Origin of the sequence: Streptomyces iconiensis (assembly GCF_028657195.3) — a bacterium.
Lineage (GTDB): Bacteria > Actinomycetota > Actinomycetes > Streptomycetales > Streptomycetaceae > Streptomyces > Streptomyces iconiensis.
Window position 1 is genome coordinate 105,989 of the sequence record NZ_JANCPR020000013.1, and the last position, 12,689, is coordinate 118,677.

The window sequence follows — 12,689 nt, forward strand, 5'->3', positions numbered from 1 at the left end:
TTGTGTGCGAGGACAGAGGACAGCGGACATCGGAAGGGGGCGGGAAGAGGGCGGGGGCGAGAGGGGCGGCGGGGCGGCGCCAGGGCGCGGTCAGCCCTTGACCGCGCCCTGCATGATGCCGCCCACGATCTGCTTGCCGAAGACCGCGAACGCGACCAGCAGCGGCAGCGTGCCCAGCAGCGCGCCCGCCATGATCACGGACTGGTCCGGTACATAGCCCTGACCCAGCCCCGTCAGCGCCACCTGCACCGTCGGGTTGTCCTGGGTGAGGGCGATGATCGGCCAGAAGAACTCGTTCCACGCCATCACGAAGGTGAGCATGCCCAGCACGGCCATGGCGGGCCGCGCGGCGGGGAAGACGACGTGCCATACGACGCGCAGACTGTGCGCGCCGTCCATCCGCGCCGCCTCGATCAGCTCCGTCGGCAGGGCCTGTACGAGGTACTGCCGCATGAAGAACACTCCGAAGGCGCTCACCAGCATCGGCAGGATCACGGCCTGGAGCTGGTTGGCCCACTCCAGCTCCGCCATCGCCATGAACAGTGGTACGACGCTGAGCTGCGGCGGCACCATCATGGTGCCGATCACCAGCACCAGCAGGATGTTCCTGCCCCGGAAGCGCAGCTTGGCGAAGGCGAACCCGGCCAGCGTCGCGAACAGTACGGTTCCCGCCGCGATGCTGCCCGCCACCAGCACCGTGTTGAACAGGGCCTTGCCCATGTTCGCGTCGGTCCACGCGATCCGCAGGTTGTTCCCCAGGTTGCCGCCGAACCAGAACGGCGGCGGCGTGCTGGCCAGGCGCGCGTTGTCGCGCGAGGCCGCGATCGCCGTCCACAGCAGGGGAAGCAGCGAGCCGAGTGTGAAGACGATCAGTACGGTGTGGCTGAGCCACCCGCCTCGTAAGTGCTGGCGCTGTATTTTCAGCGGGGTCATCGTCGGCACCCCCTCAGTGGCTCTTGCTGAGCCGTCGGGCGATCAGCCAGTACACCAGGCCGACCACGATCAGAATCAGGAACATCGCCCAGGCGACAGCAGCCGCCCGGCCGAGATGGAAGCTGAACCAGCCCTGCTCGTAGAGATAGAGCCCCAGGGTCTGGTACTGGTGCGAGCCCCCGCCCGTCTGCGAGCCGCCGAACAGCAGCGGCTCGCCGAACAGTTGGGTGGCCCCGATCGTGGAGACGACCACCGTGAACAGGATCGTCGGCCGCAGCGAAGGCACCGTGACATGCACGAACCGCTGCCAGGCCGAGGCGCCGTCCAGCGCGGCCGACTCGTACAGGTCGTCCGGTATCGCCTGCATCGCGGCGAGGTAGATCAGCGCGTTGTACCCCGTCCACCGCCAGATCACGATGCTGGAGACCGCGAACTGGGAGGACCAGCTTCCGCCCTCCCAGTCCACCGGGCCCACACCCACCAGCTCCAGCGCCCAGTTGACCATCCCGTAGTCGCGCCCGTAGAGCATCGCGAAGACGAGCGTGGCCGCGGCCACGGAGGTGGCGTACGGGGTGAGCAGCGCGACCCGGAAGAACGCGCTGCCCCGTAGCCGGGCGTGCAGCAGATGGGCCAGGCCGAGCGCCATCAGCAGCTGCGGCACCGTCGAGAGCACCCCGATGGTGAACGTGTTGCCCAGCGCGTTCCAGAAGAACTCGTCCTCCAGCAGCCGCGTGTAGTTGTGCAGCCCCGACCACTCCATCTCCGTCGGGTTGTGCAGCGACACCCGGTGCAGCGAGGCCCAGCCCGTGTAGATCAGCGGGAAGAGCCCGAAGGCCGCGAAGAAGACGAAGAACGGCGTGATGAAAGCGTACGGGCTCCACCGCGCGTCCCACCTGTGGCGGCGGCTGGGACGCGGGCCCTGCGGCGGTGCCTTGACCTCCGTCGTGGCCACGGGGCCGCCGGCCCGCGCCCGCTCAGTCCTCGACAGCGTCATCGATCTTCTTCACCGCCGCGTCCCAGCCCTGCCCCGGGGACTTGCCCTGCTGCTCGACCTGGAGGATGCCGATGTCGGTGATGTACTGCTTGATGATCTGGTCCTTCGGGCCGAGCACGGCCTTGGGAACCTCCAGTGCCGCGTCCGAGAAGATCCGCCCGATCGGCGCGTTGTCGAAGTACGCGTGCCGTGCTCCGCGCACGCCGGTCGACTCCAGCGCCTTGGTCGAACTCGGGAAGCTGGCCTGCTTCTTGAACAGCTTCTCCTGCTGCTCGGGCGCCGTCAGCCAGGCCGCGAGCTTGACGGCCTCGTCCCGGTTCTTCGCCTTGGCGGGCACGGACAGGAAGGAACCGCCCCAGTTCGCCGGCTTGGGAGCGGGCGCCACGTCCCACTTGTCAGCGCCCTTGGTGCCGGACTTCTCCTTGATGTAGCCGAGCATCCAGGGCGGGCACACCACGGTCGCGAACGCGCCGTTGGAGTACGCCTGGTCCCACTGGGTGTCGAACTGCTTCAGCCGCGCGGTCGTCTTGCCCTTGACGGCCCGCATCGCCAGGTCCCAGGACTCCTCGACGGCCTGGCTCTTCTTGTAGATCAGCTTGCCGCCGGGTGCGTAGTTCTTACGCTCGTAGCCCGAAACGGAGGCGTTGTAGAGCCCGGAGGCGCCGTCCATGAAGCTGACACCCTTGGGCGCCTTGTCCATGAAGCGCTCGCCCGTCTCGACGTACTTCTCCCAGTCGCCGGCCCACAGCTTGCCGACCTTGTCACGGTCCGTGGGCAGTCCGGCCTTCTTGAAGTGGTCCTTGCGGTAGCAGACACCCATCGGGCCGATGTCCGTGCCGAGCCCGATGACCTTGCCGTCCTTGGTCTTGGCCTGGTCCCACTTCCAGTCCAGGAAGTCGCTCTCGCGCACACCGGGCGCGCTCTTCAGGTCCGTCAGCCGGTCGGCCTGCAGGGTGGCCATCTCGTTGACGTTGTCGACCTCGACGGCCTGGATGTCGTTGAGGCCGCTGCCCGCCGCGAGGTGGTTGAGCAGCGCCGGGTAGTAGTCCTCGTTCCGCTCGGTGGCGTTCTCCTTGATCCGGATGTCCGGGTGGTTCCGCTCGTACTCGTCGTAGAGCCCGGCCTGCTTGTAGCCGAAGACGCCGAAGACTCCGACGGAGACGGTGGTCTTGCCCTCTCCGCCGCTGTCACCGGCCGCCGAACCGGATCCGCCGTCGTCCGCGCACGCCCCCAGAAGCGTGGCACCGAGTAAGGCGGACAGGGTCGCGGCGGACAGACGCTTCAAGTGCCGTAGACGCGGCGAGATTTCTCTGCGGGTTTGCAGGGGCAGCATGATCGGTGGCCTCCCGAACGTACGGGTTGTGTAGGCGGAGGGAAGGTGGGAACACTATGGGAGCGCTCCCACGATGATGAGTTGAAGGGTTACGGAGCACTGGCGGGGTGTCAAGACGCGCGACGCCAACTCGCGGTGAATCGGTTGTAGTTGAATGATCCCGGTCACTCGGCCGCCGACGCCGGGGATCACAGCAGCAGCGGGGAGGGGCACCATGGCAGCAGTGCGCGACGGACAACCCGGCGACTCAGGAGCCGCGCGGACCGGCGAAGCCGCACAGGTCACGGCCGCCGCGCGCGGCGGCAAGGCGGCACAGCCCCGTCCCACGCTGGAGCAGGTCGCGCGCAGGGCAGGGGTGGGTCGGGGTACGGTCTCCCGCGTCATCAACGGCTCGCCCCGCGTCAGCGACCGCACCCGCCTGGCCGTCGAGACCGCCGTGGCCGAACTGGGCTACGTGCCCAACCGGGTGGCCCGCGCCCTCGCTGCGGGCAGCGCCGACGCCATAGCCCTGGTGGTACCCGAGCCGGAGACCCGCTTCTTCACCGAGCCCTACTTCTCCGGCATCATGCAGGGCGTCAGCGCCGAACTCGCCCGCACCGACATGCAGTTGCTGCTCACCCTGCTGCACGGCCAGAAGGAGCAGGACCGTTTCGCCCAGTACGCGGCCTCGCACCGGATCGACGGCGTGCTCCTGGTGTCGGTACACACCCACGACACCCTTCCCGACCTCCTCGCCGAGGCCGAGATCCCCGCGGTGCTCAACGGCCGCCGCTTCGCCGCCGAGCCCCTCCCGTACGTCGACACGGACAACCTCGGCGGCGCCCGCGCCGCCGTCGCGCACCTGCTGGAACGCGGACGCGAGACCGTCGCCACCATTACGGGACCACCCGACATGTACGCGGCGCACTGCCGCACCGAGGGCTACCGCGAAGCACTGCGCGAGGCGGGCCACGGCGAACCCCTCATCGCACCGGGCGACTTCACGGAGGAGAGCGGCCACAGAGCCATGTGCGAACTGCTGGAACGCCGTCCGGGCCTGGACGCGGTCTTCTGTGCCTCCGACGTGATGGCGGCCGGCGCCAGAATGGCGCTGCGCGAGGCGGGCAGGAGCGTGCCCGGCGATGTCGCGCTCGTGGGCTTCGACGACTCGGCCGTCGCCCGCCACATGGACCCTCCGCTCACCACCGTCAGGCAGCCCATCGCGGAGATGGGACGCGAGATGGCAAGGGTGCTGCTGGAACTGCTCGGCAAGTGGACGCCCGGCGCCGCCTACCCGGCAGGTACGGGCACCACGGAACCCACCCCGCGCCCCGTGGCGAAGGGCGACCGTACCCACCGCGTACTGCCCGCCGAGCTGATCCGGCGCGGCTCGTCGTGACCACCCCGGCCGTGACCCGCGCTCATCGTGACCGGCGCTCGTCGTGACCCGCGCTCGCTGTGCCCCCCCGTTCGTTGTGACCCGCGCTCGTCGTGATCACCCCGAAGGACGCGTTCGGCGTGCGGGGGGCACGCGGCTGCCCTTTGCTTCACTGGTATGGCTCGTACAGCGACAGCTTCGGCACAGGCCGGCACGGCGAGGTCTCCCCGCATGGCGCGCGGGGTCCTCGCGGCTGCCCTGCTCGCAGGGGGGTTCGCCGGAACCGGGGCACAGGCGCTCGCCGCCCCCGCACCCGGCCACGCGACGGTGCCCGTATCCGCGCCGGAGGCCGCACCCGCACCCCGTACCGCTTCCGCGACCGGCGCGTACGAGGGCACGTCAGCTGACCGCGCCCACCCGGGCGCCGCCCACGTCACGGCGCCCTGGACCCGCCCCGTGATGCTGCGGGGAGTCAGGGTCTCCCAGCGCTACGGGATCAAGGGCAACTGGGCGGCGGGCCACCACACCGGCATCGACCTCGCCGTCCCCACCGGGACCCCTGTCCGCTCCGTCGGCCCCGGCACCGTCGTCTTCGCCGGATGGTCGGGTGACTACGGGAAGGCCGTCACCATCCGCATGGCCGACGGCAAATACACGCTCTTCGCCCATATGTCGACCATCGCCGTGAAACGCGGCCAGCGCGTCAACGCCGGAACCTGGCTGGGCCGTTCCGGCAACACGGGCCGCTCCACCGGCCCGCACCTCCACTTCGAGGTACGGGCCAAACGCGGCTACGGCACCGACATCGACCCCGTCCGTTACCTGTCCCGGCACGGCGTCCGCCTGCTGTGACACCCGGGCGCTGGCCGGCGCGGGGCCACACCTCACTCGTGACAACGCCCCACTCGTGACAACGCATCAATCGTTACTGGCGCTCCGGCTCACGGTGGTCAGCAGGGACCCGATCACCAGACCCAGCACCAGATAGACGCCCGCCGTCCCCGCCTTCGACTCCCAGGACGCCTGCGAGGTGAAGGGCAGCAGCACCACCGCGACCGTGGCGAGCCCGACGATCCAGGCGAGGAACCCCTCGGGCCGCGTTGTCGCCAGGAGAAGCAGGTGCAGCACGGCGGTGGCGACCAGCGCAGCCGCCGCCGCGCCCGCCGCGAGCGAACCGCCCGTGGCCAGCACCAGCGCCCCGTCCTTCTCCGGCGCGAAAACCGGAATGTTCAGCACCCCGCGCACCAGCAGCATCACCACCACGGCGGCCAGCGCGGCCACCACGGCGACGATGACCCCACCCGCCCAGAGCCGGCCCGCCGAGAACCGGGGTCCGGGGGAGCGGTGCCGTGGCCCGGGCCCCCGCTCGTCGTCGCGCCACGGTTCGCCGTATCCGTCGTACGGACGCGCCTGCGGATCGTAAGGAGGCTGCTGCGGATCGTAGGCGCGTCCCTGTGGGTCGTACGCGCGCCCTTGCGGGTCGTACGGGCGTCCCTGCTGGTCGTAGGGGCCTTGCGGGTCGTACGGGCCTTGCGGGTCGTACGGGTTCCTGTGCATGGCGACCTCCTGCCGTGGCGCGGAATCCCAGGCTCAGCGGGTACCCCGCACCCCGCATCCGCACAGCACGTCCGCCCAGCCAATGGCGCCGCGCGCTCACCCCATCGAGGGAAAGCGCAATCGAGGGAAAGCGCAGGCAACGCACGGTAGATGAGGGAATGCGTGGAGTTATGCAGACAAGAGTAACCCGCATCACGCGCACCCGGTCGGCCGTTTCCCTACTGCTCCTCACCTCGGCCGCGGCAGCCGGATCCCTCACCCAGGCAGCACAGGCGACGGAGGTGCGGGCGCACCCGCCGGGGGAGACGAGGGCGGAGCAGCCGGGACCGCAGTCGCAGCCGCAGTCACAGCCGGGGCCGCAGTCACAGCCCCAGCCGGAGCCGCAGCCGACGGTGGCGCAGGCAGAGGACCAGGACACCCGCCCCGTCGGCACCTTCCGCATCACGCTGCACGACGGCGCCCGCACCTCGGACCCCGTACTCGCGCGGGCCACGCTCAACTGCTTCCCCTCGGCCCGCAGCACCCACCCCCGCGCCCGGCGTGCCTGCGCCACCCTCGCCAGGGTCCAGGGCGACTTCGCCGCGCTGCCGAAGCACAACCGCCCCTGCACCATGGCCTACAAGCCGGTCACGGTGGTGGCCGAGGGCACCTGGAACGGCCGCGCGAGCGGCTACGCGCACACCTACCCGAACCGCTGCGTAGCCCACGCCCACAGCGCGGGCGTCTTCGATCTCGGCCCGCGCTGACCCCCAACCCCGGTACGCCTGCGCCCCGTTCAACGTCGGCCCGTTCAGCGTCGGCCCGGTACCGGTGGCACGCGCGCGCCCGCTCCTCCGGCACACTCTCCCGTTGCGCGCTCGCTGGTCGGAGTGCTGTCGGGCGGCGTGGAGATGAGCCCACGTGATGCCAGGGCACACCAGGAACTGACAAGGCGGCATCAAGCACCGGTGCCCTACCGCACACGCCACTGAGCTGCAACGCGAGCACGCAGAGGGAGACCTGACATGGCCGAAACGACGGAACTGACGCAGCTGGACACGCTGATCAGGGACCTCGACTCCGTCACCTCGGAAAGCGACCTGGCCGGCTACTGCCCCGATTCCGGAGGGGTGCTGAGCACCATCTGCCTCCTCTCGACGCTCTGCGACGAGTGATCACTTAGGAGGGGAGCACGGTCCCGGCCCGGGCTCGCCCCGTACGGGTGACATCCGGGGTATCCGGGGTCCGGGCCGGGCAGCTACGGAGCGGGCCCGGCAGCGCCTGCCGAGCTCCCCACCGCGGCCCGCCACACCGCCCCATGAGCTTGACCCTCGCTGGCCCCGCGGAACCGCCGCCGTACTGGGACGAGCGGCGCCGGTTCCGCGAACGAGAAGGCCCCCGGCCCCCGGGAAACCCGGGGCCGGGGGCCTTCTCTTGAAGCCGCTCAGTGCCGGCAGCGGCGGGGGCTCGGGCGTTGCCGCCGCTGTCGGGCTGGGGGGGGGGAATGCCGGTGCGGGCACCGCGAATACGGGTTCTTGTACGTCAAGGAACCCCCGACGGTGTGGCCACCTCAACCCCGGGCGGTGTCGGTGAAGTTGCCGCCCCCGGTCGCCAGTGGGGTGCGGGGAGGTGCGCGGGCGTGTGTGGTTGTTCCGGCCTGTTCGGGCTTTTGCTTCATAAGGACCAGTACAGGTGGTTTGCAAATAAAGAGGGTTTCTTGGCCTTTCTTTCGCACGTCCGGTGGGCAGGTTTCAGGCGCTGACGATGCGGAGTGGCCGCACTGCGAAGAAGGGAGAAGCTCATGGAACAGCAGAAATCCGAGGTGTACGAGCCGCCGGCGATGGTGGAGGTGGGAGAGTTCTCCGAGGTCACCCTCGGCCCCCCTTGGGGTTATCGGCGCGACTGGCACGGGCACTCGCGTCACTTCCACTAGTCGCTGAGCGGGGAGAGCTGCCGGTCTCGCAGGGTGATCTCGCGCACTGGCGGAGACAAGTGCTCCCCGCCCGCACCGGGTTCGTGCACAGCGCAGAGCCCCCGCCGTCCCCACTTCGGGACGGCGGGGGCTCTGCGCTGTGCGATCTGCCGGTACAGGGCCGCGCTCGCCCCGGCCCCGCTCTCGCTGCTGCCGCACGGCAGCAGCCGCCGGCAGGTCCGGAGTCGTCAGCGTCGGCTCTGGCGAGGGTCGGACGGCAGCGGAGCCGGCCGTCGCAGTCGAGCTGGGGCGGCTGCGCCTGGACCCACGGGAGGGCGCAGCGGTTCGACCGGACCGAGCAGTGAGGACCGAGACCCCCGCTGTTCCCGTGGTGTTCCCGGCCGGGGAACGAGAAAGCCCCCGACCCGGGTTTCCCCGGGTCGGGGGCTTTCTCTTGAAGGGTGATCGACGGGACTTGAACCCGCGACTTCCTGGACCACAACCAGGTGCTCTACCAACTGAGCTACGACCACCATGACCAGTGCTGACGAGGTTTTCTCCCCGCACCGGCCGTTACGAGTGTACAGGGTTCGCCGGGGTGCTCGCGCACACGTTTACGGGTGCTCCGCCGGCGGCAGCACGTGCTTGGTGGCGATCTTCCTGGCGGTGTCCGAATCGGGTCCTGGCTGCGGGACGAAGACCGCCTCGCGGTAGTAGCGCAGCTCCGCGATGGACTCGCGGATGTCGGCCAGCGCGCGGTGATTGCCGCTCTTCTCCGGGCTGTTGTAGTAGGCACGCGGGTACCAGCGCCGTGCCAGCTCCTTGACCGAGGAGACATCCACGATGCGGTAGTGCAGGTGCCCCTCCAGCGCCGACATGTCCCGGGCCAGGAAGCCGCGGTCGGTCCCCACGGAGTTGCCGCACAGGGGAGCCCTGCCCGGCTCGGGCGCGTGGGCACGTACGTACTCCAGGACCCGGGCCTCGGCGTCGGCCAGCGTCGTGCCGTCGTCCAGTTCGTCCAGCAGGCCGGAGGTGGTGTGCATCTCGCGCACCACCTCCGGCATCGCGGCCAGAGCGGGGGCCGGAGGGCGGATCACGATGTCCACGCCGTCCCCGAGTACGTTCAGCTCCGAGTCCGTGACCAGGGCGGCCACCTCGATGAGCGCGTCGTCGGCCAACGAGAGCCCGGTCATCTCGCAGTCGATCCACACCATGCGATCGTTCATGCGGTTCACACTACGTGACCCAGTGCCTTCACCCTGGACCGCGGCCCCGCTGCCCCGGGAGCCTGGGGGCGTAGACATCCGATTCCGGCTTACCCGGATCCGGCCGGTGCTCCCGCTGTTCCCTGGGATCCCGGTGCTCCCTGTGCCCCGGTACCGGACGCTGGTCGCGTGGCTCGCGGCCCGGGTCCGGTCTGGAGCCTCCCGCCGCACCAGGGCCGCCCGCCGTGCCCGGCTCCGTGCCGGGGTGGCCGACGTGCATCTGGGACAGCCGGAGCGCGCCCTCGGCGCCGTCCGCACCCTCGCTGCCGTCCGGCCGACGTGCCCTGTAAGCGGCACGGTAGGCGGCCGGTGAGGCGCCGAGCTGGCGGCGGAAGTGCCCGCGCAGCGCGACGGGGGAGCGGAAGCCGCAGCGGCCGGCGACCTCGTCGACGGAGTAGTCCGACGTCTCCAGCAGCCGCTGCGCCTGGAGCACGCGCTGGGTGATCAACCACTGGAGTGGAGCGCTCCCAGTAAGAGACCTGAAGCGCCTGTCGAAGGTGCGGCGGCTCATGTAAGCGCGCGCGGCGAGCGTCTCCACGTCGAACTGCTCGTGGAGATGTTCCAGCGCCCATGCGACGACCTCGGCCAGCGGGTCGGCGCCGATTTCCTCCGGTAAGGAGCGGTCCAGATGGCGCGGATGGCCACCGGTCTCCTGGCCGTTGCCCCTGCGGGGCGGTACGACGAGGCGCCGGGCGAGGGCTCCCGCCGCCTCGGCGCCGTGGTCCGTGCGGACGACATGCAGGCATAGGTCTATGCCGGCTGCCGTTCCTGCCGAGGTGAGGATGTCGCCGTCGTCCACAAACAGTTCACGCGGGTCGACGTGGACGGCGGGGTAGCGCTTGGCGAGCGTCGGCGCGTACATCCAATGTGTGGTCGCGGGACGCCCGTCGAGTAGTCCGGCCGCAGCGAGTACGAAGGCGCCGGTGCACAGCCCGATGACTCGGGCCCCCTCCTCGTGCGCGCGGCGCAGCGCGTCCAGTGCGGCGGTCGGTGGTGGCTGGGTGATGGAGCGCCAGGCGGGGACGACGACCGTGCCCGCACGGGAGATCGCCTCCAGCCCGAACGGCGCGCTCAGTTGGAGCCCGCCTGTGGTGCGCAGCGGTCCGTCCTCGCCCGCGCAGACCAGAAGCCTGTAGCGCGGAACTCCTGCGTCCTGGCGGTCGATTCCGAAGACGGAGAGCGGGATGGAACTCTCGAAGATGGGACCACCGCTGAAGAGCAACACCGCCACGATCTCGCGCCGGCGGCGCGCGGCCAGCTTGCGGGTCTCAACTGGGCCGTTCGTGGAGTCCTGGCTCATTGGAACTAAGCCCCCCTCAATCGTTGTGTTCCTCTCGGTCCATGCACATCTCCCCCGCTCTTCCCCCGCAGCGAAAGCCAAGATCGAATCTACTGCGTCGGATGAGGTTGGCGGTGCAAGTTCGGCATCCGACGTTATGTCGACAAGGCAACTTGGCGTGAAGCATTCGATCACGAAGCGTTTCACTCAACGGCTCTGCTGGGAAGTGCGCATGCCGTCTCTGCCCCGTCACCGTAGGGTGCACACCCGCGCCGCGCTCCTTTCGTCGCTGGTGGCAGGGGGGTTGGGGCGGGGTCAGGACAAGGGCTGGGAGTCGGCCGTAAGTTGGCCGAAAAAAGTGGGGGATCAGATGTGCGATCCGGTCACTCACGGGGCGCACGCCGGTGATCCCAGGTGCCCGAGGGGCGCATGCTGCGAAGAGTCGGCCGAGATCGCCCCTACCGCGGCGCCACGCATGACCGTGTGTGTTTGCGCTTCCGTTTTCCTCTGGCCGTGATGTGCTCCCGCACGCAGCTTCGCGCCGTCCCCTACAACTGGCTCGTGCGCCGTCCCCCTCTGTGCGCACCCGAACCCGTGCGGCTGTGCCGCCCCCTGTGCGGCCCCACCCGCCTGGCTCCCGGGGGCCGGCCTCCCCGTGCCGCACGCCGCAGCAGTGCCCGGCACGCGGCCGTGACGGCGGCGAGCCCTGCCGCGGTCCCGAGCGCGCCCTCCGGCGAGGAGCCGCATGCGAGCAGTACCACGGGAACGAGCGCGCTGCTGAACGCTCCCCAGCGCACGACGTCGCTCGCGGGGTCGGCAGCCCGGGGCGCGGTCCTGGAAGGGATCCGGGGAGTGGCCGCGGGGGTACGCCGCGTGAGGGGTGCGCCGCGAGTGACGCGTGGGGGGCCGGGCACGTGGTGTTCAACGCGCCCCGGAGGCGCCGGTCACTGCGCGCCGTGTCAAGGCCGCGCGTAAGGGGCGTAACGCGGCATTGCGCTGGGGCGCGCGCTCAGGCATGCTCCGGGGTCAACGCGCGACCGGTGACCACCTCGCCTGCACTGGGCAAGGGGGGAGTGCCGCCGTACCCTTGGGGTAGGGGAATTGGGAAGTCGATTCCCGGTCGTCATTCGTGCAGGCATCGAGCAACCTGAGAGAGCGCAAGCCGTCCGTCGTCCCTCTGCACAGAGGACTCCTTCGCCGAGACAACTCATGGCTGGACACGAGATCCCTGACCCAGCAGACCGCAGGCAGATCGCCGATCCGACAGCGACTCCCGAAGCGGCGGACCAAGCACGCCACTCCTGCGACCCGGCCTTCCAGCATGGCGTCGTGGTGGGCTTCGACGGCTCCATGTCGAGCGAGCGAGCGCTGGCCTATGCCATCGGCATGGCCTACCGCTCCGGCTCCGGACTCATCATCGTCCATGTGGCCAACAGACTGCCCACGACCGTGTGGGCGGGCTGCGAGCCACCCGTCTTCGTCGACGTTCCGGACCACCGCACCGAGGTCCTGGGGCTGGAACTCGCCTGCGCCGAGCACCTTTCCGACGTCCCCTGGATCCTTGTCGAGCGCGGCGGCGACATCTGCCACGAGCTGGAAGAGGTCGGCAAGGAGTACGCGGCCGACGCCATCGTGGTCGGTTCCACGCACGGCCTCGTCGGGCGCCTCTTCGGCTCCGTCGCGGGACGTCTCGCGCGCCGGGCCCAGCGACCCGTCGTCGTGGTGCCATGACGCGTCTCCGCGGTGCTCAGGAGTGCGGGGTCCCAACTCCGTGACGTGTACGGGTTCTTCAGTAGCGGACGGTCGATAAATCTACCCAGCCGTAGGGGTGGATTGTGCGCTTGTGAGGGGCATACAGAGGGCACACGGACGAACGTGACCCCAGGACGTGCTGCCGGGCGGGAGGTGACGGTCCCGAACGGCGGCCCACCCGCCGGCGTAATGGGCGACGCCGGCACAGGGGAGGCGGAATCCCGCGCGGTTGGTGGCCCGCGCGGGGTTCCGCCCATTTCTGTGGTCCTGCCGCGTCAGCTCTGCTGCCCTGCCGCGTCAGCAGGGGGCGTGGGCGTACGCCCCCTGG

The 12,689-nt window shown here is 70.1% G+C and carries 12 protein-coding genes and 1 tRNA gene; 6 read left to right on the forward strand and 7 right to left on the reverse strand.

Features of this window, described 5'->3' with window-relative positions:
• Positions 1-90: 90 nt before the first annotated feature.
• Genes NMN56_RS15350 through NMN56_RS15360 form a run of 3 tightly spaced genes read right to left on the reverse strand, consistent with a single transcriptional unit; the run spans position 91 to position 3,260 of the window.
• Positions 91-933: a carbohydrate ABC transporter permease gene (locus tag NMN56_RS15350; RefSeq protein ID WP_274043808.1), complete on the reverse strand. Its 843-nt coding sequence runs from the start codon at positions 931-933 to the stop codon at positions 91-93.
• A 13-nt stretch (positions 934-946) separates the two neighbouring features.
• Complete coding sequence (locus tag NMN56_RS15355; protein WP_274043809.1) at positions 947-1,927, reverse strand: carbohydrate ABC transporter permease; 981 nt, start codon at positions 1,925-1,927, stop codon at positions 947-949.
• Complete coding sequence (locus tag NMN56_RS15360) at positions 1,908-3,260, reverse strand: ABC transporter substrate-binding protein (protein ID WP_274043810.1); 1,353 nt, start codon at positions 3,258-3,260, stop codon at positions 1,908-1,910. The genes NMN56_RS15355 and NMN56_RS15360 overlap by 20 nt, the downstream gene beginning before the upstream one ends.
• Before the next feature lie 214 nt (positions 3,261-3,474).
• Here NMN56_RS15360 and NMN56_RS15365 point away from each other — a divergent pair, with 214 nt between their 5' ends.
• Positions 3,475-4,638 carry a LacI family DNA-binding transcriptional regulator gene (locus NMN56_RS15365; protein ID WP_274043811.1) on the forward strand — a complete coding sequence of 388 codons (1,164 nt, stop codon included), beginning with the start codon at positions 3,475-3,477 and terminating at the stop codon, positions 4,636-4,638.
• A 210-nt stretch (positions 4,639-4,848) separates the two neighbouring features.
• Positions 4,849-5,469, forward strand: coding sequence for a M23 family metallopeptidase (locus tag NMN56_RS15370; RefSeq protein ID WP_274043812.1), 621 nt, complete (start codon positions 4,849-4,851; stop codon positions 5,467-5,469).
• 66 nt (positions 5,470-5,535) lie between these two features.
• Here NMN56_RS15370 and NMN56_RS15375 read toward each other — a convergent pair whose 3' ends face one another.
• On the reverse strand, positions 5,536-6,174 hold the full coding sequence (locus tag NMN56_RS15375; protein WP_274043813.1) for a DUF6069 family protein: 639 nt from the start codon (positions 6,172-6,174) through the stop codon (positions 5,536-5,538).
• A gap of 170 nt (positions 6,175-6,344) precedes the next feature.
• Between NMN56_RS15375 and NMN56_RS15380 the strand changes: the two genes are divergently transcribed.
• The 3 genes from NMN56_RS15380 (at position 6,345) to NMN56_RS15390 (ending at position 8,086) form a co-directional block, all read left to right on the forward strand.
• Entirely contained in the window at positions 6,345-6,920 is a 576-nt protein-coding gene (locus NMN56_RS15380) for an SSI family serine proteinase inhibitor (protein WP_274043814.1), read from the forward strand.
• A 258-nt stretch (positions 6,921-7,178) separates the two neighbouring features.
• The gene (locus NMN56_RS15385; protein ID WP_274043815.1) at positions 7,179-7,328 is read left to right on the forward strand and encodes a hypothetical protein; all 150 of its coding nucleotides are present in this window, start codon (positions 7,179-7,181) and stop codon (positions 7,326-7,328) included.
• A gap of 626 nt (positions 7,329-7,954) precedes the next feature.
• A complete protein-coding gene (locus NMN56_RS15390) occupies positions 7,955-8,086 on the forward strand; it encodes a lasso RiPP family leader peptide-containing protein (protein WP_274043816.1) in 132 nt (43 codons plus the stop codon).
• A gap of 439 nt (positions 8,087-8,525) precedes the next feature.
• Here the strand turns inward: NMN56_RS15390 and NMN56_RS15395 are convergent.
• The 3 genes from NMN56_RS15395 to NMN56_RS15405 all read right to left on the reverse strand — a co-directional run bounded on the left by NMN56_RS15395 (position 8,526) and on the right by NMN56_RS15405 (position 10,630).
• Positions 8,526-8,598 (reverse strand) — tRNA-His (locus NMN56_RS15395).
• Positions 8,599-8,679: 81 nt separating this feature from the next.
• Entirely contained in the window at positions 8,680-9,291 is a 612-nt protein-coding gene (gene orn / locus NMN56_RS15400) for an oligoribonuclease (protein ID WP_274043817.1), read from the reverse strand.
• A gap of 28 nt (positions 9,292-9,319) precedes the next feature.
• Positions 9,320-10,630: a helix-turn-helix domain-containing protein gene (locus NMN56_RS15405; protein ID WP_274043818.1), complete on the reverse strand. Its 1,311-nt coding sequence runs from the start codon at positions 10,628-10,630 to the stop codon at positions 9,320-9,322.
• Positions 10,631-11,818: 1,188 nt separating this feature from the next.
• On the opposite strand from NMN56_RS15405, the gene NMN56_RS15415 reads away from it, so the two are divergent.
• A complete protein-coding gene (locus tag NMN56_RS15415) occupies positions 11,819-12,340 on the forward strand; it encodes a universal stress protein (protein ID WP_274043819.1) in 522 nt (173 codons plus the stop codon).
• Positions 12,341-12,689 lie beyond the last annotated feature (349 nt).